This is a genomic window from Streptomyces zhaozhouensis (genome assembly GCF_900230195.1).
Taxonomy (GTDB): Bacteria; Actinomycetota; Actinomycetes; order Streptomycetales; family Streptomycetaceae; genus Streptomyces; species Streptomyces zhaozhouensis.
Map to the genome: position 1 here is coordinate 75,435 of NZ_OCNE01000017.1, position 26,462 is coordinate 101,896.

At 73.5% G+C, this 26,462-nt stretch carries 21 protein-coding genes, 1 tRNA gene and 1 pseudogene; 13 read left to right on the plus strand and 10 right to left on the minus strand.

Annotated elements, in window-relative coordinates:
• Positions 1-23: 23 nt before the first annotated feature.
• The 6 genes from CRP51_RS21470 to CRP51_RS21495 all read left to right on the plus strand — a co-directional run bounded on the left by CRP51_RS21470 (position 24) and on the right by CRP51_RS21495 (position 12,558).
• Positions 24-6,044: an SDR family oxidoreductase gene (locus CRP51_RS21470; RefSeq protein ID WP_097232930.1), complete on the plus strand. Its 6,021-nt coding sequence runs from the start codon at positions 24-26 to the stop codon at positions 6,042-6,044.
• Positions 6,041-7,444, plus strand: coding sequence for a cytochrome P450 (locus CRP51_RS21475; protein ID WP_097232931.1), 1,404 nt, complete (start codon positions 6,041-6,043; stop codon positions 7,442-7,444). Before CRP51_RS21470 ends, CRP51_RS21475 begins: the two co-directional genes overlap by 4 nt.
• Positions 7,437-9,836, plus strand: a complete 2,400-nt coding sequence (locus tag CRP51_RS21480; RefSeq protein ID WP_097232932.1) for an SDR family NAD(P)-dependent oxidoreductase — start codon at positions 7,437-7,439, stop codon at positions 9,834-9,836. The genes CRP51_RS21475 and CRP51_RS21480 overlap by 8 nt, the downstream gene beginning before the upstream one ends.
• Positions 9,833-10,663, plus strand: a complete 831-nt coding sequence (locus CRP51_RS28935; protein WP_170970634.1) for a 4'-phosphopantetheinyl transferase family protein — start codon at positions 9,833-9,835, stop codon at positions 10,661-10,663. The genes CRP51_RS21480 and CRP51_RS28935 overlap by 4 nt, the downstream gene beginning before the upstream one ends.
• 303 nt (positions 10,664-10,966) lie before the next feature.
• Positions 10,967-11,695, plus strand: a complete 729-nt coding sequence (locus CRP51_RS21490; RefSeq protein WP_097232933.1) for a LuxR family transcriptional regulator — start codon at positions 10,967-10,969, stop codon at positions 11,693-11,695.
• 92 nt (positions 11,696-11,787) lie between these two features.
• Entirely contained in the window at positions 11,788-12,558 is a 771-nt protein-coding gene (locus CRP51_RS21495) for a helix-turn-helix transcriptional regulator (RefSeq protein ID WP_097232934.1), read from the plus strand.
• A gap of 47 nt (positions 12,559-12,605) precedes the next feature.
• Here CRP51_RS21495 and CRP51_RS21500 read toward each other — a convergent pair whose 3' ends face one another.
• The 3 genes from CRP51_RS21500 to CRP51_RS21510 form a co-directional block, all read right to left on the minus strand.
• Positions 12,606-13,277, minus strand: coding sequence for a peptidoglycan recognition protein family protein (locus CRP51_RS21500; protein ID WP_097232935.1), 672 nt, complete (start codon positions 13,275-13,277; stop codon positions 12,606-12,608).
• Between the two features lie 198 nt (positions 13,278-13,475).
• The gene (locus tag CRP51_RS21505) at positions 13,476-14,387 is read right to left on the minus strand and encodes a lysozyme (RefSeq protein ID WP_439333205.1); all 912 of its coding nucleotides are present in this window, start codon (positions 14,385-14,387) and stop codon (positions 13,476-13,478) included.
• 392 nt (positions 14,388-14,779) lie between these two features.
• Positions 14,780-15,766, minus strand: coding sequence for an LLM class flavin-dependent oxidoreductase (locus CRP51_RS21510; RefSeq protein ID WP_097232936.1), 987 nt, complete (start codon positions 15,764-15,766; stop codon positions 14,780-14,782).
• A gap of 143 nt (positions 15,767-15,909) precedes the next feature.
• On the opposite strand from CRP51_RS21510, the gene CRP51_RS21515 reads away from it, so the two are divergent.
• Positions 15,910-16,482: a TetR/AcrR family transcriptional regulator gene (locus tag CRP51_RS21515; RefSeq protein WP_097232937.1), complete on the plus strand. Its 573-nt coding sequence runs from the start codon at positions 15,910-15,912 to the stop codon at positions 16,480-16,482.
• Positions 16,483-16,726: 244 nt separating this feature from the next.
• On the plus strand, positions 16,727-17,407 hold the full coding sequence (locus CRP51_RS21520; protein ID WP_245880729.1) for a maleylpyruvate isomerase N-terminal domain-containing protein: 681 nt from the start codon (positions 16,727-16,729) through the stop codon (positions 17,405-17,407).
• A 47-nt stretch (positions 17,408-17,454) separates the two neighbouring features.
• On the opposite strand, the gene CRP51_RS21525 is transcribed toward CRP51_RS21520, so the two are convergent.
• Positions 17,455-17,937 carry a TIGR02611 family protein gene (locus tag CRP51_RS21525; protein WP_097232938.1) on the minus strand — a complete coding sequence of 161 codons (483 nt, stop codon included), beginning with the start codon at positions 17,935-17,937 and terminating at the stop codon, positions 17,455-17,457.
• Positions 17,938-18,241: 304 nt separating this feature from the next.
• On the opposite strand from CRP51_RS21525, the gene CRP51_RS21530 reads away from it, so the two are divergent.
• From CRP51_RS21530 to CRP51_RS21540, 3 genes are read left to right on the plus strand one after another with little or no spacing between them, the layout of a single operon-like run.
• Complete coding sequence (locus tag CRP51_RS21530) at positions 18,242-18,805, plus strand: TetR/AcrR family transcriptional regulator (RefSeq protein ID WP_245880730.1); 564 nt, start codon at positions 18,242-18,244, stop codon at positions 18,803-18,805.
• On the plus strand, positions 18,802-19,200 hold the full coding sequence (locus CRP51_RS21535) for a cupin domain-containing protein (protein ID WP_097232940.1): 399 nt from the start codon (positions 18,802-18,804) through the stop codon (positions 19,198-19,200). Before CRP51_RS21530 ends, CRP51_RS21535 begins: the two co-directional genes overlap by 4 nt.
• Positions 19,200-19,760, plus strand: coding sequence for a DUF4865 family protein (locus CRP51_RS21540; RefSeq protein ID WP_097232941.1), 561 nt, complete (start codon positions 19,200-19,202; stop codon positions 19,758-19,760). Before CRP51_RS21535 ends, CRP51_RS21540 begins: the two co-directional genes overlap by 1 nt.
• A gap of 33 nt (positions 19,761-19,793) precedes the next feature.
• Here CRP51_RS21540 and CRP51_RS21545 read toward each other — a convergent pair whose 3' ends face one another.
• Complete coding sequence (locus CRP51_RS21545) at positions 19,794-20,168, minus strand: DoxX family protein (protein WP_097232942.1); 375 nt, start codon at positions 20,166-20,168, stop codon at positions 19,794-19,796.
• 150 nt (positions 20,169-20,318) lie between these two features.
• Here CRP51_RS21545 and sigJ point away from each other — a divergent pair.
• Positions 20,319-21,306, plus strand: a pseudogene (gene sigJ / locus CRP51_RS21550) (RNA polymerase sigma factor SigJ).
• Positions 21,307-21,325: 19 nt separating this feature from the next.
• Here the strand turns inward: sigJ and CRP51_RS21555 are convergent.
• Positions 21,326-21,904, minus strand: a complete 579-nt coding sequence (locus tag CRP51_RS21555; RefSeq protein ID WP_097232943.1) for a TetR/AcrR family transcriptional regulator — start codon at positions 21,902-21,904, stop codon at positions 21,326-21,328.
• Positions 21,905-22,082: 178 nt separating this feature from the next.
• Between CRP51_RS21555 and CRP51_RS21560 the strand changes: the two genes are divergently transcribed.
• On the plus strand, positions 22,083-23,756 hold the full coding sequence (locus CRP51_RS21560) for an FAD-dependent monooxygenase (protein WP_097232944.1): 1,674 nt from the start codon (positions 22,083-22,085) through the stop codon (positions 23,754-23,756).
• A gap of 80 nt (positions 23,757-23,836) precedes the next feature.
• Here the strand turns inward: CRP51_RS21560 and CRP51_RS21565 are convergent.
• The 4 genes from CRP51_RS21565 to CRP51_RS21580 form a co-directional block, all read right to left on the minus strand.
• A tRNA-Ala gene (locus CRP51_RS21565) sits at positions 23,837-23,909 on the minus strand.
• 127 nt (positions 23,910-24,036) lie between these two features.
• Positions 24,037-24,270, minus strand: a complete 234-nt coding sequence (locus CRP51_RS21570; protein WP_049575784.1) for a hypothetical protein — start codon at positions 24,268-24,270, stop codon at positions 24,037-24,039.
• 270 nt (positions 24,271-24,540) lie between these two features.
• Positions 24,541-25,584 (minus strand): iron-siderophore ABC transporter substrate-binding protein, encoded by a 1,044-nt coding sequence (locus CRP51_RS21575; protein ID WP_097232945.1) that lies wholly within the window; start codon positions 25,582-25,584, stop codon positions 24,541-24,543.
• 21 nt (positions 25,585-25,605) lie between these two features.
• Entirely contained in the window at positions 25,606-26,433 is an 828-nt protein-coding gene (locus tag CRP51_RS21580) for an ABC transporter ATP-binding protein (protein ID WP_097232946.1), read from the minus strand.
• Positions 26,434-26,462: the final 29 nt, after the last annotated feature.

The window sequence follows — 26,462 nt, forward strand, 5'->3', positions numbered from 1 at the left end:
ACCCGACGAGCGAGACAGGCATCATGCAGCGATTCAGTGGCAGGACCGCCCTGGTCACCGGAGGGGCCCGAGGCATCGGCCGGATCATCACCACCCGGCTGGCGGAACTCGGCGCCCACGTCATCGTCAACTGCTTCCACTCCTACGCCGAGGCCAAGTCCTTCCGCTCGGAACTCGCCGAGCGCGGCCTGTCGGTCGAGGTCCTCCGGGCCTCGGTGGGACGCAGAGCCCAGGTCGACCGGATGTTCGACGAGATCCGGCAGCGGCACGGGCGGTTGGACCTCCTCGTCAACAACGCGGCGAGCGGCAGCTTCGCCCGGGTCACCGACACCGAGGACGACGCGTTCGACCGTTCCCTCGACGTCAACCTCAAGGGCGCGCTGTGGTGCGCCCAGCGGGCGGAGCCGCTGATGCGGGCGGCCGGCGGCGGGGCGATCGTCAACCTCTCCTCGGTGGGCGCCGGGCTGACCGTCGGCAACTACGTGACGGTCGGCACCGCCAAGGCGGCGGTCGAGTCGTTGAGCCGCTATCTGGCGGTGGAGTTCGCCGCCGGCAACATCCGGGTCAACACCGCGTCAGGCGGGCTGATCGAGGGGGACGTCGCCAACCTCTTCCCCAGCCCGGAGGAAATGCACCGCCAGGTGGCGCGGAACACCCCGCTGGGGCGGCTGGGGCGGCCGGAGGAGCTGGCCGAGGTGGTGGTCTTCCTGCTCTCCGAGCAGGCGAGTTGGATCACCGGCCAGACCCTCGTCGCCGACGGCGGCCTCTCGCTGGGCGGCGCGATGCTCACCCCGCCCAGCCACTGGCACACCAGGGAGGAGCCGCGGCCGGCTGACACCACGCCCCCGGAGCGCCCGCGCGCCTCCCTCCATGTCGCCGAACCGGAGCGCGCGCCGGCGCCCACGCCGCAGCACGCGCCCCCGGCGCAGGCCCCGCCCGAGCCGGTGTCCACCGCCCCCGCCGTCGCCCCCTTGGAGGACGTGCCGGCCGCCGAACGCGCCACCATCGCCGTCGTCGGCATGGGCCTGGTGGTACCGGGCGCCAACAACCCCGAGGAGTTCTGGCGGTTGCTCGCCGAGGGCCCCGACCTGCTCGACGGGGACCGCCCCGACCGGTTCCGCAGCGAGGCGTTCTACTCGGCCGACACCGCGGCCGAGGACAAGACGTACCAGGTCCGCTCCGGCTACGTCGACGACTACGTCCCGCACCCCGCACTCGCCGCGGAGCTGGGCGCCGACCGCAGGGACACCGACTACACCACCCAGTGGTTCCGGCACGCCGTCCACGAGGCACTGGACGGGGTGCGGCTGCCCGCCGGCGACCGGCTCTCCTGCGTCATCGGCTACACCGCCGACGGCAACCAGCACCTGGAGGAGGCGCTGGTCACCGACAGCCTGCTGGAGGACCTGGACCGCGCCGGAGTCGCGGCCGGCTGGGGTGCGGCGCGCCGCACCCGGCTGCTCGACGAGGCCAGGAAGGCGCTGGAGGACCACTACCCGCTGCACCGCGCCCCGTTGACGACCCTGCTGCCCCACCAGGTCGGCAACCGCTCGGTCGCCGGACTGCTTCCGGACGGCACCGAGACGCTGATGGTGGACACCGCGTGCTCCTCCGCGCTGTACGCCGTGGACATCGCGATCAAGGGCATCTTGGAGGGCCGCCACGACGCCGCGGTCTGCGGCGGCAGCTTCGCCGTCGGGCCGCGCAACGCGGTGCTCTTCGCCAAGCTGCACGGGCTCTCCGTCAGCGGCCGGCTGCGCCCGCTGGACCGGGACGCGGACGGGGTGCTCTTCTCCGACGGCGCCGCCGCCGTCACCCTCAAGCGGCTGGACCTCGCCCGGCGCGACGGCGACCGCGTGCTGGGCTACGTCTCCGCCATCGGCACCTCGTCCGACGGCAAGGGCAAGGCCATCTACGCCCCCAACGCCGCCGGCCAGAAGCTCGCCATCGAACGCGCCCTGGCCAAGGCGCCCGACCCCGCGCGCCGCCCCGACTGGGTCGTCGCCCACGCCACCGGCACCCCGGCCGGCGACCTGTGCGAGATCACCAGCATCCGGCAGACCATGGCCGGCGCCGGGCCGACCTATGTGACCTCCAACAAGTCCCTGATCGGGCACACCGGTTGGGCCGCGGGCGTGGTCTCGCTGATCCAGGTGCTCCAGAGCTTCGAGCGGAACACCATCCTGCCGCAGCACCACTTCGCCCGGAGCCCCGAGGCGTACGGCCTCGACGACGCCGGGCTGCGGGTGCCGACCGCGCCGGTCGACTGGCCGGCCGACCCCGAACGGGCGCGGGTCGCCTCGGTCTCCGGGTTCGGCTTCGGCGGCACCAACGCGCACCTGATGGTGCAGGACCGCCCCGCGCCGCAGCCGCTCCCGCCCGGCCCCGAGGGGAACGGCGAGGAGGTCGTGGTCACCGCATGGTCCGCGCACGTCCCGGGGCTCGACGACGCCGACGCGGTGCGCGGCTGGCTCGACGGCACCGGCGCGGCGCCGGCCAACGGGTTCGGCGCCACCTACGACTTCGCCGGGATGGGGCTGCGGATGCCCCCGAAGGTGCTGCGCACCCTGGACCGCTGCCAGCTGATGGTGCTGCGCTGCGCCCAGGAGTTGAGGGAGTCCTTTGGCGAGGCGCTGTGGGACCGCCACCGCGCCCGCACCGGGGTCTTCCTCGGCCACATGGGCCCGACCCGGCACGCGGTGCTCTACGGCAAGCGCTGCCACCTGGACAACGCGCTGACCGCGCTGCGCCGGCTCCCCGCCGATGTCGCGCCGGACGAGGAACTCACCGCCGCCCTCACCGAGACGGTCCGCGCGGGCGTCCAGCCGTCCAACGAGGACTCGTTCCCCGGCATCATGCCCAACGTCATCTCGGCCCGGGTCTCGAACTACTTCGACCTCAACGGCCCCAACCTCACCGTCGACCTCGGCTTCGGCTCGGCACTCGGCTCCTTCGAGGTGGGCGCCCGCTATCTGCGCGCCCACGACGTGGACGTGGCCCTGGTCGGCGGCGTCAACGGCAACTCGACCCGAGTGCTGACCCGACTCGCCCGCGAGCTGCTGGGCTCGGCCGATGTCGAACTGGCCGAGGGCGCCTTCATGTTCGCGCTGACCCGGCGCTCCACCGCCGAGGCCGCCGGACTGCCGGTCCTGGCCCGGCTGGGCCGGCTCGGTCGGGACGCGGCCCGCGACGACCGGCCCACGTTCCCCGCCGGCGCCGCGCACCCGGGCCAGGACGCCCCGCGCTATCTCGGCGCCGACTCCGCCGTCGCGGTGCTGCGCGCGCTGCGCGCCGCCGAGACCGGCGACGTGACCCGCGCCGTGGTGGTCGCCGGAGACGCGCCGGGCGAGCCCGAGCTGTCCCTCGACCTGCGCTTCACGGACGGGGCGGCGGACGGGGCCGGACGGGAGACGGCTGACGGGGCGCCGCGCGACCTGGTGCGCCGCCATGTCTCGCGCTGGCAGCCGACCGCCGACGACCACGTCCACCCCGCCGTCGAACCGCTGCCCGCCGACGCCGTGGTGCTCACCGGAACGCCCGAACTGCTGGGCGCGCTGGGCACCGCGCCCGGCGACCCGCTGGTACTCTCCACGGTCCCGACCGAGGGCGTGCGCCGGCGCGTGCTCGACGAGATCAGCCGCGAGAGCGTGCGGGCCGCGCTGGGCGACGCCGTGGCGACCGTCACCCATCTGCGGCTGCTCACCGACCTGTCGGCGCCGGCCGACGCCGGGACGGCGCTGGACGCCGATCCCGCGCCGTACTTCCGGCTCCAGGACGCGCTCTTCCTCACCCTCCAGGCGTGCGAGCCCGCGCTGCGCGCCCGCGAGGGAACGGTGCTCGCCGCGTTCGCCCGTGCCTTCGACGCGGGGAGCGGGGTCGCCCACCCGTTCTCCGGACTCTTCACCGGGGTGCTCAAGAGCGCCGCGCTGGAGCTGTCCGGGCGGCGGGTCGCGGGGGTGCTCAGCACAAGCGACGAACTGCCGCGTCTGCTCACGGAGTTGGCGGACGAGTCGCGGTCGACGCAGCTACTGCCGGTCACCGTGCGCGTCGACGGGGTGCGCCACACCCTGGTCACCGACGAGGCACCCGCGCCCGCGCCAGGCCCGCTGCCGCCGCTGGGCCACGACAGCGTGGTGGTGGCCACCGGCGGCGGCCGGGGCATCACCTCCGAGCTGCTGAAGTCGGTCGCGGAGCGGTACCGGCCGGTGATCTACGCCCTGGGCACCAAGCCCGTCGCCGAACTCACCGACCGTATCGAGGGCTACGGCGGCCCCGACGCGCTGCCCAGCCGGGTCACCTTTCTGCGCGAGGCGATGGCCGCCGCCCCGGGACGCCCGGTGCGGGAGATCTCCCGCGAGTACGAGCAGCTGGCCGGCGCCGCCGAGATCCTGCGCAACCTCACCGCCATGGAGGCCCACTGCGGTGCCGGTCGCGTCCACTACCTGCGGGCCGACGTGCTGGACGCCGACGGGCTGACCGCCGCCTTCGACCGGATCGAGGCCGAGTCCGGCGCCGTCGACCTGCTGATCCACGCCGCCGGCGTCAACCGGGCCGGCGCGCTGGCCACCAAGCCGCTCGACCACTTCCGCGAGGTGCGGGCCGTCAAGGCCGGCGGGTACCTCAACCTGCGGCGCGCGCTGCGCGGCCGACTGCCAGGCACCTGGTGCAGCTTCGCCTCGCTGATCGGTCTGACCGGGCAGCTCGGCGAGACGGACTACGCCGCGAGCAACGACTTCCTCGGCACCGCCGCGCTCCACAACGCCACAGCCGGCCAGGGCGAGTTCGCCATCGGCTGGACGCTGTGGAAGGAGGTCGGGATGGCCTCCAGCGAGGTCCACCAGTCGTTCTTCAGCGACGGCGAGATGGCCAACGTGCTGACGCTGATGCCGACCGCCGAGGGCGTGCGGCACTTCCTCGCCGAGCTGGAGGCCGCCGAACGGGCGCCCGTCACCCACCACCTGGGCGACGTGGAACGCGCCGCGATGGAGCAGATGATCCCGGGCTACTTCGCCCCCCGGCGCGCTCCCGGGGAGGCCGCCGGAGCGAAACGGGCCGGCGGCAGGGGCCGGTTCTACATCGACCGGGTGGTCAGGAACGGGCCCCGCTCGCTGACCGTGGAGCGGCAGTTCGACGAGCGGGACGGCTACCTGACCGACCACGCGGTGCGCGGGGTGCCCACCCTCCCCGGCTGCTTCGTCACCGAACTGGCGGCGGAGGCCGCCCTGGAGCTGGTGCCCGACCTGCGGGTGGTCGGCTTCCGCGACATCACCTTCGACCACTTCCTGCGGCTCGGCGGCACCACCGACCGCAGCCCGCGCCGGATCACCGCCACGCTCGCGCGCCGCGAGGCCGGCCGCGCCGTGGTCGACGTCCGCGTCACCGGCGACGTGCTCGCGCCCGGCGGCGTCGTCCTGGTCCGCGACCGGCAGCACTTCGGCGCCACCGTGGTGCTCGCCGACGCGTACCCGAGCGCGCCGCGCTGGTCGCCCTGGCCGGCGGCCGAGGAGACGCCGATCCCCGACCCGTACCACGCGGAGGGCGCCTCCGTGCGGCTCGGCGGCGCGTTCGTCACCACCGCGGACACCCGGCTCCACCCGCTGGGCAAGCGGGCCCGCTACACCGCGCCGGTCGGTCCGGGCAGCGTCTACGAACGGTTCCTGGTGCCGGGGCTGATGCTCGACGGGATGGCCAGGCTCGCCGTACTCGAACTGGTCCGCGGTCGCTACATCCCGGTCGCCGCGCCCAGCGGCATCGGCCGGATCGACCTCTACCTCCCGGACAACGACGTGGAGTTGGGCGCGCGCGGCGTGGAGATCGAGCTGACCGCCACACCCAGGGGTCTGCTGCTCGACGGGTCGGGTCAGCCCAGCAGGTTCACCGCGACCCTGCCCGACGGGCGGATGGTGCTCCAGATGCGGGACGTGGCCGGCTTCGCGCTCGGCTACCTCGACACCCGCACCGGCCGCCACGTCGACCTGGCCACCGTCGAGAACGCGCCCGACGCGGCCGACGAACCCCACCGGATCGGAGCGTTGCCGCTGTGACCAGTACCTCCAGCCCCTCCCTGAAGCCCTCGTCGGGCCCCGCGCCCCGGATCGCCCCGGGACCGCGCGGGACGCCCGGGCTCGGCTCGCTCGTGCCCTACCGCCGGGATCCGGCGCGGTTCCTGCTGCGGCTGCAACGCGACCACGGCCAGCTCAGCCGGCTGCGGATGGGCCCGTACACCGTGCACCTGGCGACCTCGCCGGACGCGGTGCGGCGGGTGCTGACCGAGAACCAGTCCAACTACGTGCGCGGCAAGCTCTACGAGCAGTTCCGGCTGGTCATGGGCACCGGGCTGCTGACCTCCGACGGACGCGCCTGGCGCGGCCACCGCCGGGCGATGCAGCCGGCGTTCGCCAGGAGCGCGGTCGAGGCGATCGTGCCCAACGTCGTGCGCGCGACCGAGGAGATGCTGACCCGCTGGCGGGCGGCCGAACGGGCGGGCGAGCCGGTCGAGTTGGTCGCCGAGATGATGCGGCTGACGCTGCTCACCCTCAGCCGTTCGCTCTTCGGCTACGACATCGGGGCCAGGACGGCGCTGCTGAAGCGGGTCGTCGACGACAGCATCGAGGTGATGTTCCCGCACGGCTACGTCACGGAGATGCTGCCGGGCTGGCTGCCCACCTCCCGCAACCGGCTGATCCGGCGGAACCGCGCGATCTACGACCAGGTGGTCGCCGACATCAGGGCGCACCACGCGGAGACCGGCGAGGGCGAGCTGGTGCGCCTCGCCGAGCAGGCACGCGACCCCGAGACCGGCGCGCCGTGGACGGACCGGGAGATCCGCGACGAGCTGCTGACCGTCTACCTCGCCGGCCACGAGACCACGGCGACCGCCGCCTGCTGGACGCTGTACTCGGTGGCCACGCACCGTTCCGTGCGGGAGGAGTTGGAGGGCGAGCTGGCCACCGCCCTCGGCGGCGCCGCCCCGGAGGCGGGCGGGCTGCCCGCCCTGGAGTACACGCGGATGGTGATCGAGGAGAGCCTGCGGCTGTACCCGCCGATCTGGCTCTACCCCAGGGACGCCGTCGAGGACGACGTGCTCGACGGCTACCACATACCGGGCGGCAGCTCGCTGCTGCTGTCGCCGCTGGTCTCGCACCGCAACCCGGAGGTCTGGGCGAACCCGGAGGAGTTCGACCCGCGGCGCTTCACCCCCGAGGCGGTGCGGGAACGGCCGAGGATGGCGTACTTCCCGTTCGGCGGCGGGCCGCGGATGTGCATCGGCAACATGATGGCCATGCTGGAGCTGAAGATCATCCTGGCGATGGTCTGCCAGCGCTTCCGGCTGGAGCCGGTCCCCGGTGAACTGCTCGGCTACGGCGACTCGTTGATCTCGCTGCGGCCGACGGCCGAGATGTGGGTGAGGCCGCGCTCGCGCGGGGGCGCCGACCATGGGTGAGGCGACTGTGGACGCGGCGGCCTCGGACGAGGCGCTCCTCACGCCCGGAGCCGAGGCCCCGATCCTGCGGCACGTGCTCGGGCTCGCCCCGCTGCCGCCCGTGCCGGCCCCCGCCGCCGACGCCTTGGCGGGACGGCGGGTGCTGGTGCTCGGCGGCGACGCGCGGTTCCGGGGTTCGGTGCGGGCCGCCGTCGCCGAGCACGGCGGCGCGCCGGTCGACTGGGACGAGGCGGCCGGCGAGCCCGCCGAGCCCGGCGCGGTGGACGCCGTCGTCGACGGCGGGCTGGCGCCGGGAACTCCGGTCGCGGCGGGGAGTTGGAGCGCGGCGTTCGGGCGCACGCTGGCCGCGCTGCGGTGGCTCTACGCCGACTGGGCGCGGGAGACCGACGCGCGGCGGCTGTGCTATCTCGCGGTGACCTGGATGGGCGGCTCGATGGGGCTGACGGCCGCGCCCGACGCGCAGCCGCTCGGCGGACTGTGGGCGGGGCTGGCCAAGACGCTGCCCCGCGAGTTCCCCGCCGTCGACGTGCGGGTCGTCGACCTGGACCCGACGCTCAGCCCGGGCGGGCCGGCCGTCGCCGAGATGGTGGGCGGGCGGCTGTGGGAGGTGGGGCACGGCCCGTCCGGGCGGCTTGCGCTGCTGGCGCACGCCACCGAATCGGCCGGCGAGCCGGTCGAACTGGGCACCGGCGACACCCTGCTGATGACGGGCGGCGCGCGCGGCATCGGCTTCGAGTTCGCGCTGCACGCGGCGGTCCGCACCGGCTGCCGGGTGCTGGTCAGCGGGCGTGCCGAGCTGCCCGTCGACCGGCCGGTGTGGCTGACCGCGTCGGCCGAGGAGTTCGCCGCGTGGGAACGCCGCGCCTACGCCGAACGCGACCCGGCCGAGCCGCTGCCCGACGTGCGGCGCAGACTCGGCCGTATGCGCCAACTCCGGGAGATCGCGGCCAACCTGGAGCGCGCCAGGCTGGCCGGCGCCGAGATCGTCTACCAGCGGTGCGAGGTCACCGACCCCGCCCAGGTCGCCGCGCTGGTGGAACGCGCGGGCCCCGGGCTGGCCGTGGTGGTGCACAACGCGGGCCTCGACCTGCCGACGCGACTGCCGGGGAAGACCGCGGCGCAGGTGGAGCGGGTCGTCGGCGTCAAGGTGGACGGCTTCCTGCACCTGGTCGAGGCGCTGGGCGACCGGCCGTTGCGGATGCTCTGCGCGGTGGGCTCGCTGACCGGCCGCTACGGCGGTATGACGGGGCAGACCGACTACGCGGCGGCCAACGAGGGGCTGGCCCGGCTGGCGCTGCGCGCCGGGCACCGGCTGCCGTACCCGGTCGCCTGCCTCTCCTGGCCCACCTGGGACGGCGTCGGGTTGATCACCAACCTGGACGCGGCCGCCCGCTACATGACGCCGATCGGCGTGGCGGAGGGGGTCGCGGCATGGCTGGCCGAGATCACCGGCGGAGGCCGGGGCGAGATCTGCTTCATGGGCGGCATCGGACTGGTCTCCCCGCAGCATCTGCGGGGCATCGCGGTGCCCTCCGACTGGCACGGCCGCACCGCGATGCTCTCCCGGCGCTTCTTCCTGGGCGAGGTCGCCCACTACGCGCCGACCGCGCACGTCGTCACGGAGCACCGGCTCGACCCGACCTGGGCGACCTGTCTGACCGAGGTGGAGGTGGACGGCGCCCCCGCGCTGCCGCTCTCGTTGGCGGTGGAGTACCTGCGGGACGGCGCCGGCTGGCTGCTGCCGGGTGGCGAACCGGCCGTGGCCGTCGCCCTGTGCGACCTCGCCGTCCGTCCGGAGCGGCTGCGACTGCGCGGCCCGGCACTGGAGTTGACGCGCGAGGCCCGGCTGGACGCCGAGGTGCGCGACGGGCTGCGGACGGCCTCGGTGCGGTTGACGACGCGGGACGGCGGCGTCGTCGCCGAGGCGCGGGCGCTGCTGGCGCCGACGACGGGACCGTGGCCGGCCCAGGGGGCACTGGCCGCGGCGCCCGGCCCCCTCGTCGCCGCCGCGCGGTGGGAGGGGAAAGCGCCGCCTGGCGGCTACGCCTGGCCGGGGCGGCTGTGGGCCGTGGGCGAGCCGACGGCGGCCGACGGCGGGCGGCGGGCCGAGGTGCGGCCGGTCGCGGCGGCCGAGTGGTTCGCGCTGGTCGACCCGCCGCACCCGGTGCTGCCGGTGGCCGCCGTCGAGGCGGTGGCCGCGTTCTCACCGGTGGTCGGTGCGGCGGGCGCGGCGGGCGTCGGGCCCGCCGTGTGGCGTGCCGACCGGCTGTCGCTCGCCGCGCGCGGCGGCGAGGCCACCGAGGTGTGGCTGGCCGACGACGGCCGGGCCGCGCTGCGGGGCCCGGCCGGCACGGTCGCCGAAGTGCGGGGCCAGCGCTGGGAGTCGGCATGACCGTGCCGGCCGGGGTGCCGCCTGTCGAGATCTGGTGGGCGCACGAGGGGGACGCCGCGCCCGGGCTGCGGGCGTTGCTCGCTCCCCCGGAGCTTGACCGGCTCGACCGCTACCGGCTGCCGGCCACCGCCCGCCGCTATCTCGCGGGGCGTGCCCTGCTGCGGCTGGCGCTCGGGCGGCGGCTCGGACTGCCGCCCGAGCAGGTGCCGTTGGACTCCTCCTGCGCCGGGTGCGGGGGGCCGCACGGCCGGCCACGGCTGCCGGCGCGGCTCGGCCCGTGGAACGCTTCGGTCTCACACGCGGGCGTGCGGATCGGGGTCGCCGTCGGCCGCGGCCGGCTCGGCCTCGACGTCGCCGCACACGACGCGGCGCTCGATCTGACCCCGGACAGCGGTCTGGTGGACCGGGCGCTGGCACCAATCGAAGCACGCGCCCTGCTGCGGCTGCCGGGGCGCGCGCGCCCCGGCGCGTTCGCGCGCGTCTGGGCGCGGAAGGAGGCGGTGCTCAAGGCGTGCGACGTCGGACTGTCCCGACCGCCCTCCCGGCTCATCGTGACGCCGGCCGACGAGCCGGCGGACGTCCGCGCCGCCCCTCCCGAACTGCGCTTCGCAGTAGCGAACTTGACCCTGCGGGACCTGGAGCGGGCGCCGACGGGTCCCGGCTACGCGGTGGCACTCGCACACGAGTCCGCCGGACCGGACGGAGCGCCTCCTCCCCTGCGGACACGCGACGGGAGCGCGTTGCTTGCCACCGCCGCACGGACGAATCCGGCCAACCCGCCACACGGCACCCGAGGCGGAACCCAGGCTTCACCCGAGCGACGTTGACTCTCCACAGGACGTCCCCATAGGCTTCCTGACATAGTCGCCAGGCTTGTTTCACACGGGGGAAAGTGAGTGGCCTGACAGCGCGCCTGACCAGCTGTTCCGCCGGGCCTTCCGCCTGGGGCGGCGGCCCGTCGGGCTCTCGCGCTCTCCCATGTCCTGTCAGGGGTGCCCCTGCGGACGTGCCCGCGGCGCGTCCCTCCCGGGCCGGCGACGCCCTGACACGAACGGGGAATCGTGTTTGTCCTGGGCAACAGCAACGCGGAAAGCACGCCACTCGCCTCTCGTCCCACCGGCGCTCCCGGTGTGGAACGCACTCTGCTGGAGGCGACGGCGCTGATCGACACCGCCGTCACAGCCTGCCGGCGCCGGCCGACGGCCCGCTCCGCCGTCCGCCACCTCGACGGGTCGCAACTCCGCGCCACCGCGAGGCGGTTGATCGACGAAGCCGACCACTTCGTGGTGGTCACCACCAGTGGCCGACCGGACCTGACCACACTGCTCGCCGGCGGACTGCGCTCGCTGGAGGCGGCACGGGCACGCGGGGTGCCGGCCCGCGTGCTGTTGGCGCCGCGCGTGGTGCGCGCCTCCCGTGCACGGCTGCTCGCCCTCGCTGCCGACGGCTGCGAGATCCGGGTGGACGCGGGCGAGCCACGGGAGATCCTGCTGGTGGACGGCGTGCTGGCGCTGATCGTGCCCGCGCGGGACGCCGACGGTCAACGCCCGGCCCTGGTGCGCGACCCGGCCATGGTCGGCGTCACCTGCCAGCTGCTGAAGGGCACCTGGAACGCGGCCAGGCCGCTGCGCGACTTCCACGGCGCGGTCGCCAGGCTGCGCGCCGAACCGGCGCAGGACGTGCTGCGCTGCCTGCACGACGGCCTCACCGACGAGGCCGCGGCACGCCGGATGTCCGTCTCGCTGCGCACCTACCGGCGGAAGGTCGCCCAGATCATGGAGGAGTTGGGCATCACCTCGCGTTTCCAGGCCGGCCTGCGCGCCGCCGAGTTGGGCGTGCTACCCGCCGGCGACTCCTGAGGCGGAACCCGCCGGCCGACCGGCCGGTCGGCCCCGGAGGAGTGGCGGGGCCGCCGACGCCCCGAGCGGGCGGCACCCGGTGAGGACATGCGATGACACAGGGGGACTCGGCCATGCGCACCAACCACCCATCCGTTGACGACGAGAACGAGGAGCTGGACTCCGCGCTGCTCGAGGTGCGGGGGCTGCTGGACACCATCCTCAGCCGCCACCGCGACCTGCGTTCCAGCCGCGGTTCGATCACCCCGGTCCGCTGCGAGGGCGAGGCGCTGGCCGAACGGGTCGCGCGGCTGTGCGCGACGGCGAGACGCCACGTCGAGGTGATCCTCGCGCCCGCGAGCCTGCCCGGCCAGCCGTCAACCGACGCGCTGCACGACGCCCTCGCGCGGTACGAGGGGCCTGCGCTGGTGCGGGTGTTGACCGCGGAGACCGCCGAGACGGCCGACCGGGGCGGGCCCCGCCCGCCGGGCACCTGGCGCACGGCGCCGCTGCCCCCGATGCGGCTGCTGCTGGTCGACCGCGCCACGGCGCTGGTCCGCGTCGACTCGCCGCTCGGCCGGAACGCGGCGCAGGTCAACGACGCCACCCTGGTGGGCACGCTGCTGTCCCTCTTCGAGGGGCTCTGGCGGCGTTCCGCGCCGCTGGTGCTCCCCGAATGGGACGGCCGGGGCGACGCCCGGCTGACCCGCGCGGTGCTCCGGGCGCTGAGCGAGGGCGTGACGGACGAGACGGCCGCGCGCGAGCTGGGGATGTCGGTGCGGACCTACCGGCGCCATGTCGCGGAGATCATGGGCCGGTTGGGCGCCCGCTCCCGTTTCCAGGCCGGCGCCCTCGCCGCCGGCCTGGGGCCCCTCGGCAGCTGAGGGTGGCGAGGAGCACGCGCGGGCGCCGGCGGGGCCCGGCCCCGCCGTCAGCCGACCAACGCGGCGACCTCGTCCCGCAGTTGCGGCAGCATCTCGTGGAAGACGCCGGGGCACAGCGTGTCGCCGAAGTCCATGTGCCCGTAGATCTCCTGCGGGTCGATCGTGTACTGCCAGGCCGCGTGCGCGCACAACTGCACCAGGGCGTCCCACTGCGCGGCGGGCGGCGTGGCGCCGTCGTGGTAGGCGCCCTCGTTGGCTATGCCGATGCCGACGTCGTTCTGTCCCGACGTGTGGGCGCCGAAGACGAAGCTGCTGCCTCCGCGCAGCGTGGCGAGGCTGCGGTGGCGGCCCTCGGTGATGAAGCCGCCCCTGCTGACCAGGAAGTTGTAGCCGGTGTCCACCCAGCCGTTGCCGTCCATGTGCAGGTCCTGGACCCACTTGCTGTGCGCGTGGGCCTGGGCGCGGGAGAAGTCGTTGGAGTTCTCGCTCACCGTGTGGTGCACGATGATCATGCTGGGCGTGTAGTTGAGCGTGGATATCTCCCCGGAAGGCGGCCGCGCGGCCCAGGCGTCCGTGGCGTCGATGGGCGGCTCGGCCACCCGCGGCCGGGAGGAGGAACGCCCGGCGGCGCGGGCGACGCCGGGAACGGCGGCCGCCGCGGTGACACCGGCGGCGGCGGCGAAGAAGGTCCGGCGTCCGAGGGAGAGGTCACGTGCCATGGGGGACTCCTTGGGCTCTGCGGGGTCGCCGGGCGTCAGGGAGCGCCCGGCGGGGTGTGGGGGGCTGCGCGGCCGTGCGGAAGAAGCGGTGACGTGCGGGGGAGACGGAACACCCCGAAGGAACGGAGCGGGCGGAACGAACGAGCGGTGGGCCGGCGCCGGCGCCGGCCCACCGCGGGGAGCGAGCCAACAACCGTGTCAGGCGGTGTTGTTGGCGAGCGCCAGCAGCCGCTCCCTGGACCCGTTGAACTTGTTGCGGTCGACGCCGCCGGAGACGCCGGGCACCGAGCCGCGGTCGGTGTACTGCCAGGCCGTCCAGGTCGGGAAGCCGGCCGGGATGGTCGGGCTGCCGGTCGTCCAGTGGGCCACCCACAGCGGGGCCTTGGTGGACATCCCCGACCAGTTGCCGGTGCAGGTGTTCCACCAGCTGGCGGTCGTGTAGATCACCATGTCGCGGGTGGTCCTGGACTTGTAGGTGTTGTAGAAGTCGTTGATCCAGGTGCGCATCTGGGTCTGCGAGAGGCCGTAGCACTGCGCGCCGTACGGGTTGTGCTCGATGTCGAGCACGCCGGGCAGCGTAAGGTTGTCGCGCGACCAGGCGCCGCCGTTGGAGGCGAAGAAGTTGGCCTGGGTGGCGCCGTTCGACACGTCGGGGCGGGCGAAGTGGTAGGCGCCCCTGATCACGCCGGCACCGTGCGCGGCCGGGTAGTTGGTGTTGAAGCTGGAGTCCCGGAAGCTGGTGCCCTCGGTGGCCTTCATCCAGGCGAACTGGATGCCCGAGCCGCGCACGGAGGTCCAGTTGATGGCCCCCTGCCAGTGCGAGACGTCGATTCCCTGAACACCGGAGGTGTCCATCGGCTCGTTGGTGCCGCCGCCCCGGGCGTCCAGGTCACGGCCCTCGTGGATGGCGGTCCCCGCACCCATGAAAGCCTCGCCCTCGGCGAGCGTACCGACGGCGGCGGGCACCTCGCTCGGCCCGGCCGCCGCCTCGGAGGCGTCGGCGGCCGCCGACGGGGTGGTGAGCAGCAGCCCGAACACGGCGGTGAAGACACCACCCACGGTGGCCATGCGCAACCGCGCACGACGGGTGAGGGAACGGGAGAAGAGCATGACTGACTCCTGAGTCATCGAGGGGGATGGTACGGATCAGCTGCACTTGACGAGAGCACGTCACGTTGGGGCCAGTTTACGCACGTAGACCCGCCCCTTCGGAAGGGGCTTCGGCGCACCCCACCGGTCTAGCCCAGTGAAGAACCCGCCCAACTGCACCGACACACCCCCGTATCAGCGAACTTTCACCGCTTCGCCATCGCCCGCCACCTCGCGGCCACCTCATCCCCCTCAACCACCGAACCACGCACGGCGCATGACAGGCCCTCACCTATTCGGCGCCCGACCCGTCCCAGAACTCGCGCTTATTTCACGCCACCCAGGCGTGCGAGCGGCTCACCCGCCACCGCGAGAGAGGCAACGGGAGCACGGGACACCGACCCGACAGGTCCTCACTCCAGCAAGAACGGAGCCAGCCGCTCCAGGTCGTCCACCGCCGACGGAAGGTCAACCGTCAGCGGATGCAACAGCACGTGGTCGGCCCCCGCCTCCAGGTGCTCCCGCGCGCGTGTCACCACCGCCGGCGGCTCACCATGCGCCAGCAGCGCGTCCACCAGCGCGTCGCTCCCACCGTCCGCCAGGTCGGCGTCCCCGAAGCCAAGACGCCGATAGCTGCGGTCATACGCGTTCTCCACGCCCCCCTCGCTCCCCCCGCTCTTCTCGTGCTCCCCACCCTCCCTCAGCGCACGCCCGGAGCCACTGGCCCTGCGCACGGCCCGAATGGCCTCCCGCGCCAGCGCGGGCTCCGGCTCCAGACTCACCGCCAAGTGCGGCACGACCAGCGGCCCCTCTCCCACCACCCGTCTGGCGAACGCCGTATGCGCCACCGGCTGGAGGAACGGGTGCACACCGTCGACGCGTTCACGCGCCAACCGCAGCGCCTTCGGCCCGAGCGCCGCCAGCACCCGGGGATACCGCGCGCCCGGCAACGCGCGCGCCGCCACGGTGTCCAGAGCGTCGAGATACTCCCGCAGCGCGCGCAACGGCCGGGGCCCGCCCGCTCCGCCGAGCCCCAGCACCAGCCGGTCCGGGTACGCCTCGGCCAGCGTGGCCGACGCGGTGTGCGTCGCCGACGGCACCCGCGCCGCCACATTCGCGATCCCCGCCCCCAGCACCAATCGGTCGGTGGCCGCCAGCGCCACCGCGAGCTGGCTGAACACCTCGCGCCCCGCCACCGGCGCCCCCGCCGGCGGCTCCCCCGTCCAGAACGACCCGTAACCCACCCCCTCCAGCCTGCGCAGCTGCGCGCGCATGACGGCCACCGGCGTGGCGAGCAGCGTGGCCGGCGCGATCCACACCCCGAAAGGACCGAGTCGCGCCCTGGCCCGTTCCGCCGTCCACCAGCGGTCGGCCGCCCCGTCGAATCCCGCGCTCTCCATGCTCGTTCGCCCTCCCAGCCGCCGGCCGCCGGAAGCCCGCCAACCGAGGACAAAAACGGAGCCTACCTCCGTTTCCCGGGGAACTACCATACGGAGGCGACCCTCTGCTGCCCAGAGGGAAGACCGAACGGGGAGGTGGAGCAGTGCACGAGGCCAAGGGCCCGTCGCGCCGCGCCGACGCCAGGAGGAACCGCGAGCGGTTGCTCGCCGAGGCGCAGACGACCTTCGCCGAGCACGGGACGCGCGCCTCACTGGAGCAGATCGCCACCCGCGCCGGCGTGGGGATCGGCACCCTCTACCGCCACTTCCCCACCCGCCAGGACCTGCTGGAGGCACTGCTCGGCGCGCGCTTCGACACCCTGACGGCCACCGGCCGCACGCTGCTGGCGACGCGCCCGCCCGAAGCCGCCCTCACCGAGTGGACCCACGCCTTCGTCACCGCGACGACCACCTTCCGCGGCCTGACCGCCGAGGTCGCCAGGCCGCTGGACGACGAGACCACCCGGCTCCACGCCTCCTGCACCGCGATGCGCGAGGTCGGCGCCGAACTCCTGCGCCGCGCCCAGGAGTCGGGGACCGTCCGGGCCGACGTCTCCCCCGCCGACTTCTTCGTCCTGGTCACCGGCGTCGCCTGGGCCCACGAGCAGTGCGCCCCCGACGCGCCGGAGCGCGTCGCCCGACTGCTCGACCTGCTCTTCGACGGACTGCGCCGGTAAGCGGGGCACCAGCGACGGGGCGCGCGGGCGCCGGAAATCGCTTGCCCTCCCCCACGCGCGCCCCTAGGTTGTCTCGTTTGGATCTTCGTGGATCAGGGCGCGGCGTCAGATGTGGTGCATCGCAAGGCGCCGGATCGCAGCTCATACTTGGTCGTATTCGCGCGATTCGGTAACGCAGCGAGGTGCCGTAGCTGGCGTCGCGCCCCCGCGAAGATCCAAACGAGGCGACCTAGCCTCCGGCGGTGTGAACTCCGTGGAGGCTCCGCACTCACCGCTCTTCTCACGCGCCCTGTCGGCGCTGCTGACCGCCGTCGCCGAGACCCCCGACGAGGATTTCGCGTTGCCCTCCGGCTGCGCCGGCTGGCTGGTGCGCGACCTGGTCTGCCATCTGGTGATCGACGCCCAGGACGTGCTGATCACCCTGGCCACCCCGGCTGAGACGGAACCGACGGCGGACGCCGACAGCTACTGGCGCCTCCTCGTCGAGGCCCCGACCGGCGACGCCCCGCTCGACGCGCTGGTCCCCCGCCTCGCCGCCGCCTACGGCGACCCGGCGCTGCTCAGGGCCCACCTGGACGACGTCGGCTCCGCCGCCGGCCGCGCCGCCCGGCTCGCGGACCCGGCCGCCCGCGTCGGCACCCAGGAGATGGTGCTGACCGTGGAGGACTTCCTCTCCTCCTACGTGCTGGAGTGGACCCTCCACCACCTCGACCTGGTCGCCCACCGTCCGACCGCCCCCGGACCCGCCGCCGAACCGCTCTCCGCCGCGCGCGCCGCCCTGGAACGCCTCGCGGGCGCGGCGTTCCCCGCCACGCTCACCGACGCGGACGCGCTCACCGTCGCCACCGGCCGGCGCCCACCGACCGAGGCGGAACGGGAGACCCTCGGCGACCTCGCGGCCAGGCTCCCGCTCGTCCTGAGCTGAGCCGGCGCCCGGCCGCCGGGGCCGGCCCGGTCACGCCCCCGGCGGGGTCACTCGCTGATGCTCCACGGCATGACGATGCCGTACTTCCACACGTAGACCGCCAGCAGCGCCCCGCATATCACCAGACCGACCGTGGTCAGGATGATGTTCCGCCGCCGCACCCGGGGATCGAGCGCCCGCTGCGCGTACTCGGTGACCTTCCGCTTGGTCCACCGCAGCACCAGCTGCGCCCAGACGAACTCGGTGGCCCAGATCGCCATCCCCGCGAAGATCACCAGCCAGCCGGGGCCCGGCAGCGGCAGCATGATGATGCCGACCACCACGACCACCAGACCGACGATGAAGACGCCGACCTGCCAACACATGTGCAGTGGGCGCGAACCGCGCACGAACGACGGCGCGCGCGTACCGAGCGGCTTCTCGTCGACCGGAACCGGAACCGGAACGGGAACGGGCTCGGTGACCGCCCCCACCCCGCCGGGCGCGGCCGCGAGGTCCCCTTCGTTGCTCTGCGTATCGGTATGGGTCATCGCGTCGGGCAACTCCTCGTCAGCAACCGGCACCGTCCGCCCGACCCTGCCACCAGGACACCACCCGAGCAAACCCGGAACGCCCGCCCCGGACGCCCCGTACCTTCCCAGACGCCCGACCCCCCACAAAAGGTTGCGGACCACGGACGGTCATTTCCCGAAGTTGCGGCCTGCCGGGAGGGGAGAGGGGAAGAACGGGAAGGCGCGCGCGGCGGTGAGTGGCGGAACGACCCCGGGGTCCCGGCGACTGGCGACTGGCGACTGGCGACTGGCGACTGTACCTACTGGTATGTACAGTCGGGGCATGGACACTCGAAAGCGCCTGCTCACCGCGGCCCAGGAGCTGCTCTGGGAGCGGGGCTACGCGGCGACCAGCCCCAAGGTCATCCAGGCCGCGGCCTCAGCCGGGCAGGGCAGCATGTACCACCACTTCCACAGCAAGGAGGACCTGGCGATCGCGGCACTTGAGGAGAGCGCACGGTCGCTGCGGCACGACGCGCAGGCGGTGCTCTCCGGCCCGGGGACCGCACTGGAGAAACTGGAGGGTTACCTGCGTCGCCAGCGCGACAGCCTTCGCGGCTGCCGGATGGGGCGGATGACCTATGACGCCGACGTGCTCGCTTCGCCGGTGTTGATGGCACCCGTGACGAGAACGATGGACTGGCTGGTGGAGACGATCGCCGGTGTCGTACGTCAAGGTGTCGAGAACGGTGAGCTGCGCGACGACGTCGATCCGGAGGCACTGGCCTGCACCGTCGCCGCGGTCGTGCAGGGCGGCTACGTCCTCGCGCGGGCTCATGGCGACACCTCGCCCTTCGACGCCGCGGTGGACGGCGCCGTCGGCCTGTTGGAACGAGCCGCGGCGTGACCCTCCCGGAACATGCGACGTTCACCGGCCGGGTCAGCGCCAAGGCGCTGCGTGTCGCGGACGACGATTCGAGGCTGGTGGCCTACGAGGTCACGTTCGCCGCGCAGGCACGTACGCACTGGCACACGCATCCGCACGGGCAGCTCCTCCTCGTGACCTCCGGGACCGCCCGCGTCCAGCTCGAAGGAGCTCCCGTCGTGGAGCTCGGTCCCGGAGACTCCCGGTGGGTCCCGCCCGACACCCGGCACTGGCACGGAGCCGCGCCAGCCGGGCCGATGACGCACATCGCCGTGCAGGAAGCCGCGGCCGACGGCAGCACCGTGACCTGGGGTGAACCCCTCTCGGACACCACGTACCACGACGAACGACCCATGCCTTCGAAAGGGACCCTCTGATGTACGCCATGCAGTACTCCGTCCCGCTGCCCGCCGACTACGACATGCGGATCATTCGCGAGCGCGTCGCCCGCACCGGCCATCTCCTGGACGGATTCCGCGGCCTGAACTTCAAGGCGTATCTGATCCGCGAGAAGGCGAACGGGGCCGCGGGCAACGAGTACGCCCCGTTCTACGTCTGGAACGACATCGACGGGATGCGGGCGTTCTGCTGGGGCGAGCCCGGTTACTCCGCGATCGTCCGCGACTTCGGCCGGCGCCCCATCCAGGACTGGACCCTCGTCGGCCTCTCCGAAGGGCCTCGCGGTCTTGACCAGGCCCGCACGATGTCGCTCTCGACCCGACCACTGCCCGCCGGCGTCGCCCCCGTCGAGGTGATCGAGGATCTCACCGGGGACTTCCTCGCCTCGGGCGGCCCGTGGACCGTACGCAGGGTGGCCGCGGTCGACGTCACGACCTGGACCCTGCTGCTGGCCGAACTCACCGCCGACCAGCCGACGACGGACCACGGGGCCACCGGCTACGAGGTCCTGCACGTCTCACCGGGGCCCCGCGGCTGAGCCGGACGGCCCCGCGGCGCAGTGGCACGCGGGTCAGTGGAGGGGGAACGGTCCGAAGCGCCCCCAGGCCACGAAGATCATCGCGGCGAGAAAGACCAGGTCCCCGAGGAGTTCCCGGTACTCGGCCCGCCGGATGCGCTCGGTGACGGCACCGGCCATGTACAGGGCCATCCCCGAGGCGGCCACCGGCACGAGGACGGGCGCGATGTCGAACAGCCCGGGAAGGACCAGGCCGAGCCCGCCGAGGAGCTCGGCGGCCCCCATGAACCTCACGTTGCCGGGCGTGAAGTCCCGTGGCCAGTGCAGCTTCGCGGCGTACTTCTCGTACGGCCAGGTCAGCTTGACGACGCCGCCGACGACAAAGCCGGCGGCGAAGAGGCCGGCGACCACCCAGAGTGCGATGTCCATGGTTCCGCTCCCGCTCGCGATGACGCTTTCGAGACCGAGACGAGACGGCCTCCGCCGGTGTGACATCGCCTCGGGGCCGGCCCGCCGTGTCACAGCCCGGGGCGCCGCGTCGTCTCGTATCGGGAAGTCCACGGCAGGGAGGGGACGGAAGTGGGACGACAGAGCGCACGCGCCGGCGAACGGGTGGCCGAGTTCGAGGAGTTGCGTCCGACCCTCTTCGCCGTGGCCTACCAGATCCTCGGCAGTGTCGCCGAGGCGGAGGACGCGGTTCAGGAGACGTGGCTGCGCTACGCGAGGACGAGGGTCGAGCCGGACTCGCTCCAGGCCTATCTGTGCACCATCGTCACGCGCCTCTCCATCGACGTGCTGCGCTCGGCGCGGGTGCGCCGGGAGACGTATGTGGGACCGTGGTTCCCGGAGCCGCTCCCGACCGAGACCGGCGACGGCGGCTCGTGGCACGCGCACGGGGCCGTTGACCCCATGGCGGCCGCTGAGCTCGCCGACTCGGTGTCGATGGCGGTGCTGGTGCTGCTCGAACGGCTCAGCCCCGCTGGAGCGTGCGGTGTTCGTGCTGCACGACGTCTTCGGTTTCGACTACGCGCGGATCTCCGGGATCGTGGGCCGTACCGAGGGCGCGTGCCGTCAGCTCAGGTCACGCGCGCGGCGCCATGTCGACGCCGGACGCCCGCGCTTCGAGGCCGACCGCCGCAAGCGGTCCGAGCTCGCCGACCGCTTCCTCTCCGCGCTCCGGGACGGCGACGTCGAGGCGTTGGAGACCTTCCTGGCCGCCGACGTCGCCGCGCTCAACGACGGCGGCGGCATCGTCGGCGGCACCGGGGGGACCTACGGTCCCCGGCGCACCGCACGGTTGCTGGCGAACGCCGTCTCGCCGCTGCTCACCCTCGGGGCGACGCTCCGGCGGCGCGAGCTCAACGGGCAGCCCGGCGCGCTCGTTCTGGACCGTGGGGGAAACGTCCTCGCCGCGTGGGTGCTGGAGATCCTCGACGACCGGATCCAGACGCTCCGCTCCGTGACGAACCCGGAGAAGCTGGCGCATCTCGGGCCCGTCGGCGACCTCCGCGCGACCGCACGCGAACGCAACCGGGCCCGCCGGGACGCTCGGCGCGACACGGACTGAGCGGCGCGACGGCCGCCTCTCACCCGCCGAGGGCCGCCCGGACGATCTTCCGCACCTCCGCGTGCGGCGGAGGGGCGCACTCCCGTTCCGTGCAGAGCAGATGGACCGCGCCGGTGAGCAGCGGGGCGATGGTGCCCACGTCCGCCTCGCCGGCCAGGCGTCCTCGTCGCCGCGCGGCGGCCAGACAGGCGCGGATCGTCTCCGTACCCTCCCCCAGAAGCGGGATGCGAGCCGTTCCCGCCTCGCGCAGCCGGTCCCGCAGGGCGGGGCGAGCGATGATCAGCCCGACGATGGAGACCGTCACCGGTGAGAACAACCGCACCAGCGCTTCGGTGAGATGCTCGACGACATCGTCCTGTCCTGCGGATGCCGACAACGCGCTCGCCTGCCGCTCCCATCGGGCCGTGCGGTCGAGCACGAGACCGGCGAGGAACGCGTCGAAATCCGCGAAGTGCCGGTGCACCAGCCCTTTCGCGACGCCGGCTTCGGCGGCGACCGCCCGACTGGTCAACGCGCTCGGCCCGTCGCGAAGCAGGACGCGTTCGGCGGCGGCGAACAACTGCTGCTCCGCGTCCCGTATCGGCACTCCGGTGGGCACGCGGCTCTCCTTCCTTCGCGCGAACGCGCGTGTGCCGCCTGGTGGGCACCCGGCCACTCTACGTCGGGGACCATCCGCCGGTCACCGGGAACGTGACCCGTCGCTGGCTTTGTGGGCGTGCGCCCACTCATAATGGGCGCACGCCCATTCCATCCATCGGACGACAGGGAGCTCTCCCATGACGGACTCAACCCCCACCGACGTCCTGATCGTCGGTGCCGGGCCAGTGGGGCTCACGCTGGCGTGCGATCTCGCCCGCCGCGGCGTCGATGCGCGCGTCGTCGAGCGTGCCGACGCCCACCCGGTCGGGACGCGGGCTCGCGGGGTGCGCGCCCGCACCCAGGAGGTGCTGGAGGATCTCGGCGTGCTCGGCGACGTGACCAGGCACGCCGAGACGCCGCTCCCGACGCGCTTCTACGACACCGAGGGGCGGCTGGTGCGCGAGGCGACGCTCTACGAGGCACCACCTGTTCCGGGCGCCCCGTACCCGGGCAGCCTCATCGTGGGGCAGCAGTTCACCGAGGCCGCGCTGCGCGCGAGGCTGGCATCACTCGGCCGGCACGTCGAACTCGGCGCGGAACTGACCGATGTCGCGCAGGACCACGAGGGGGTCACGGCGTCGATCCGTGCCGGCGGAGAGCCGCGGGCGGTACGGGCGCGCTATCTCGTCGGCTGCGACGGCGCCGGCAGCACCGTGCGCAAGCTGGCCGGGATCAGCTTTCTCGGGGAGACCTGGGACCGGCAGCGCATGTTGTTCGGCAATCTCGGCGTCGACGGGCTGGACCCCGCGGTGGCGCACATGTGGGCCACCGGCACCGGCGGCATGGTGACCCTGTACCCGATGCCGAGGAGCCGCACCTGGTTCTTCACCGCGCCACTGCCGCCGAAGGACGGCCGGGACGACGCGCCCGTCACCCTGGAGACCGTCACCGCGGCGTTCGACCGGCACGTCGGGCTGCCCGGGGTGAGCTTCCGCGACGCCGTCTACCTCTCCGTGTATCAGGTCAACATCCGCATGGTCGACCGGTTCCGCCGGGGGCGCGTCTTCCTGGCCGGCGACGCCGCTCATGTGCACACCCCCGCGGGCGGCCAGGGCATGAACACCGGCATCCAGGACGCCTACAACCTCGGCTGGAAGCTCGCGGAAGCCCTCCGCGGCGCCCCGGCCTCGCTGCTCGACACCTACGAGGAGGAGCGGAAGCCCGTCGCCGAACGCGTGCTGGCCTCGACGACCGCACGCGGGAAGTCCTGGGCCGGCTCCGACACCGCGCGGGTATCGGGGCGCATCGTCGACGCCTTCCGGGGCCGCGACCCGTTCGCCGACACCAGCCAGCTCGCCCTCACCTACCGGGGTGGCAGCCTCGCCGTCGACTCGGCCTCCCAGATCGGGATCCGCGCGGGCGACCGCGCTCCGGACGCGCGCTGCACCAGCCCGGCGAACGGCGAACGCGTCAGGCTGTTCGACCTGTTCCGCGGCACGCACGTCACGCTGCTCGTCTTCGGCCGCGCCCCCTTCCCACACCTTCCGGCGGCGACGCGAAGCGCCGTGCGCGCCCACCGCGTCCTCGCCGCCGGCTCCTCGCCCGACCCCTCGGAACCGGCCCTCGTCGACAGCGCCGGTGAGGCGCACGACCTCTACGGCATCGCGGACAGCGGCCTCGTGCTGGTTCGTCCCGACGGCCATGTGGGGATGACGGCGGAGGGTCCGGATGCCGCCGCCGTGGCCGCGTACCTGCGAAGGATCACCGCCGCCGACCCGTCACACCCGGCCCCGTCCCGCGCGGAACGGTGCGCGACGCCGGTGCGCCCACGGACGAACCCCCGTGAGGGGTCCGACCACTTCAGGCTCTGAGACACCGCGGGGACGGTCCAGCAACCGTGCCCAGCGACACCAAGAGGCCGCCTCCCTCGCGGGAGACGGCCTCTGAGCTGTGGAGCTAAGGAGAATTGAACTCCTGACCTCTTGCATGCCATGCAAGCGCTCTACCAACTGAGCTATAGCCCCTTGCCTGGTCCGCCCGAGGTTTCCCTTCCGGGTTCCCCCTGGCGGCGATGCCTACTTTACACACTCCCCCGGGTCCTTTGCCAAATCCGTTGAGGGCGGCCGCCGGACGGGCGGGACAGGGGGCGGGTCAGACGCTCGCGAAGGAGTAGAAGCGCTTCAGAGCGCAGTGTTCGTCCAGGAGACGGCCGTAGATCGGCTCGCCCTCCAGCTCGCGGTAGACCTCGATCGGGTCGCCCTTGATGATCAACGCGCGCGCGCACTCCACGCACCAGTACTGGTAGGCGACGTTCACCGGCTGGAGGTCGCGCACGATGGGCGTGCCAGCGCCGCACCAGTCGCACTTCCTGCTGTGTGCACCCATACGGTCAGCTCCACCCTCGGTTGTGGGCCGTGCACACGAGGCATACCCCTCCGTCGCCGCCGGGTCACTCGCCGGAGCGCCCGCTGCCCGGCGTGTCCACGATTCTGCCATGTCACGGGCTTTCCGATAAGCCGCTTGATCCCGCCTCCCCGACAAGGAGACGGGATCGAGACCAGCGAACCCCCCGCGTCGCCCGCCGTTGGGCGGGATGTCACCGGCCCTTCCCGCCCGCGCGAGCGGCGCGGGATCGCCCCGGCGCGCCCGGGAGGATCACCCCCCGGCGGTCAGTTCCTCCAGCACCGGCACCAGCTGTTCGAGGGCGTGGGGGATGGACAGCGGGGTGTTGGCGGCGAACGGTTCACCCACCTCGGGGTCCATGACGGTCGCGCGGCCGTCCCGGACGGCCGGCAGCGTGCGGTACAGCGGGTCGTCCTCGATCATGGAGGCGTCCACGCCGATGACGGTCATCAGCATGACGTCGGCGTCGAGGAGTTCGAGCCGTTCGTGGGAGACCGAGACGGAGAACGCGTCGGTGGCCTGCTCCTGGACGGCCGGGTTGTTCTCGAAGCCCAGCGCCTCGACGAACTCCACACGCCCGCCGCCCCGCACGTAGGCGCCCCAACCGCCGCTGTAGAGGCTGCCGACGGTGATCTCCTTGCCGGCGAACTCGGGGTGCGCCTCGGCCTGCTCGGCGAACTGCCCCTCCAGGTCGGCGATCAGCTCCTCGCCACGCTCCTCGCGGCCCAGCGCGGTGGCGACCATCCGCGTCTGCTCCTGCCAGGAGATCTTGTACTCGTCGGCGTCCGCGTCCGGCACGCCGACGGTCGGCGCGATCCGCGACAGCTGCTCGTAACGCTCCTCGTCGCCGCTGGACTTGGTGTCGAGGATGAGGTCGGGGTTCAGCTCGCTGATGCGGTCGTACTCCGGCTCCAGCGTGCCGATGATCTCCGGCGACTCGTCGTAGAGGCCCTCCGCCCAGGGGCCGACGCCGTCGCCGCCGAAGGCGAGCCAGTCGCTGGCGCCGACCGGCTGGACGCCCAGCGCCAGCGCCGTCTCGGCGTCGCCCCAGCCGAGGGCGAGGACCCGCTGCGGCTCCTCGGGGACGGTGACGTCACCGAACTTGGTCGGGACCTCGACGGGGAACGCGTCCCCTGGCTCGCCGGACGCGCCGGACTCCGGGGACGACTGCCCGTCCTCCTCGTCCTCTCCGGACCAGGCGCAGGCGGTGGACAGGGTCAGGAGCAACGCCGACAGGCCCACTCCGGTGCGGGTGAGCCGGGAGCGCCGGCCGTGGCGGGAGACACGTGCGTACATGACGGTTAGGGTAGCCTAACCTCACTTGCTTTCGGCCGGGAGGTGCCGGTCGTCACAGTGATGCCGCCCCACGGGCACCACCATCGGCGTCCCGGAGAGCGGGTCGGTCAGCAGCAGGCAGCCCATCCCGAAGACCTCGGCCACCACGTCCTCGGTCAGCACCTCGGCCGGCGCGCCCTGGGCGACGATCCGCCCGTCGCGCATCGCCACCAGATGGTCGGCGTAGCGGCAGGCCAGGTTGAGGTCGTGGAGCACGGTCACCACCGTGGTGCCCTCGGCCCGGTTGAGGTCGGTCAGCAGGTCCAGGACCTCCACCTGGTGCGGCAGGTCGAGATAGGTGGTCGGTTCGTCCAGCAGCAGCAGATCCGTGTGCTGCGCCAACGCCATCGCGATCCACACCCGTTGGCGCTGCCCGCCGGACAGCTCGTCGACCGGGCGGGCCGCCAGCTCCGCCACGTCCGTGGCGACCAGCGCCTCGGCCACCGCCGTCTCGTCCTCGGCCGTCCACCGCCGGAACCAGCCCTGGTGCGGGTAGCGCCCCCGGCTGACCAGATCGGTCACCGTGATGCCCTCCGGGGCCAGGGGGCTCTGCGGCAGCATCCCGAGCCGCGCGGCCACCTCCCGGGTGGACAGCTCGTGGATCGCGCGCCCGTCCAGCAGCACCGCGCCCGAGGCCGGGGCGAGCAGCCGCGCCATCCCGCGCAGCAGCGTCGACTTGCCGCAGGCGTTGGGCCCGACGACGGCCGTGAACCGGCCGGGCGGCACCTCGAACGACAGCTCCCGGACGACCTCGCGCCCGTCGTAGGCCAGCACCAGCCGTTCGGTGCTCAGCGTGTGCCTGTCCGTCATCGCGCTCTCCTCCCGCCGCCTGCGTCCGC

What these genes read in the sequence shown, in the direction of transcription:
- CRP51_RS21525 (WP_097232938.1), bottom strand. Translation starts at nt 17,937, where the DNA reads ATGACCCATACCGATACGCAGAGCAACGAAGGGGACCTCGCGGCCGCG.
- CRP51_RS21530 (WP_245880730.1), top strand. Translation starts at nt 18,242, where the DNA reads ATGGACACTCGAAAGCGCCTGCTCACCGCGGCCCAGGAGCTGCTCTGG.
- CRP51_RS21540 (WP_097232941.1), top strand. Translation starts at nt 19,200, where the DNA reads ATGTACGCCATGCAGTACTCCGTCCCGCTGCCCGCCGACTACGACATG.
- CRP51_RS21570 (WP_049575784.1), bottom strand. Translation starts at nt 24,270, where the DNA reads ATGGGTGCACACAGCAGGAAGTGCGACTGGTGCGGCGCTGGCACGCCC.
- CRP51_RS21500 (WP_097232935.1), bottom strand. Translation starts at nt 13,277, where the DNA reads ATGGCACGTGACCTCTCCCTCGGACGCCGGACCTTCTTCGCCGCCGCC.
- CRP51_RS21575 (WP_097232945.1), bottom strand. Translation starts at nt 25,584, where the DNA reads ATGTACGCACGTGTCTCCCGCCACGGCCGGCGCTCCCGGCTCACCCGC.
- CRP51_RS21560 (WP_097232944.1), top strand. Translation starts at nt 22,083, where the DNA reads ATGACGGACTCAACCCCCACCGACGTCCTGATCGTCGGTGCCGGGCCA.
- CRP51_RS21510 (WP_097232936.1), bottom strand. Translation starts at nt 15,766, where the DNA reads ATGGAGAGCGCGGGATTCGACGGGGCGGCCGACCGCTGGTGGACGGCG.
- CRP51_RS21495 (WP_097232934.1), top strand. Translation starts at nt 11,788, where the DNA reads ATGACACAGGGGGACTCGGCCATGCGCACCAACCACCCATCCGTTGAC.
- CRP51_RS21580 (WP_097232946.1), bottom strand. Translation starts at nt 26,433, where the DNA reads ATGACGGACAGGCACACGCTGAGCACCGAACGGCTGGTGCTGGCCTAC.
- CRP51_RS28935 (WP_170970634.1), top strand. Translation starts at nt 9,833, where the DNA reads ATGACCGTGCCGGCCGGGGTGCCGCCTGTCGAGATCTGGTGGGCGCAC.
- CRP51_RS21545 (WP_097232942.1), bottom strand. Translation starts at nt 20,168, where the DNA reads ATGGACATCGCACTCTGGGTGGTCGCCGGCCTCTTCGCCGCCGGCTTT.
- CRP51_RS21470 (WP_097232930.1), top strand. Translation starts at nt 24, where the DNA reads ATGCAGCGATTCAGTGGCAGGACCGCCCTGGTCACCGGAGGGGCCCGA.
- CRP51_RS21480 (WP_097232932.1), top strand. Translation starts at nt 7,437, where the DNA reads ATGGGTGAGGCGACTGTGGACGCGGCGGCCTCGGACGAGGCGCTCCTC.
- CRP51_RS21505 (WP_439333205.1), bottom strand. Translation starts at nt 14,387, where the DNA reads ATGCTCTTCTCCCGTTCCCTCACCCGTCGTGCGCGGTTGCGCATGGCC.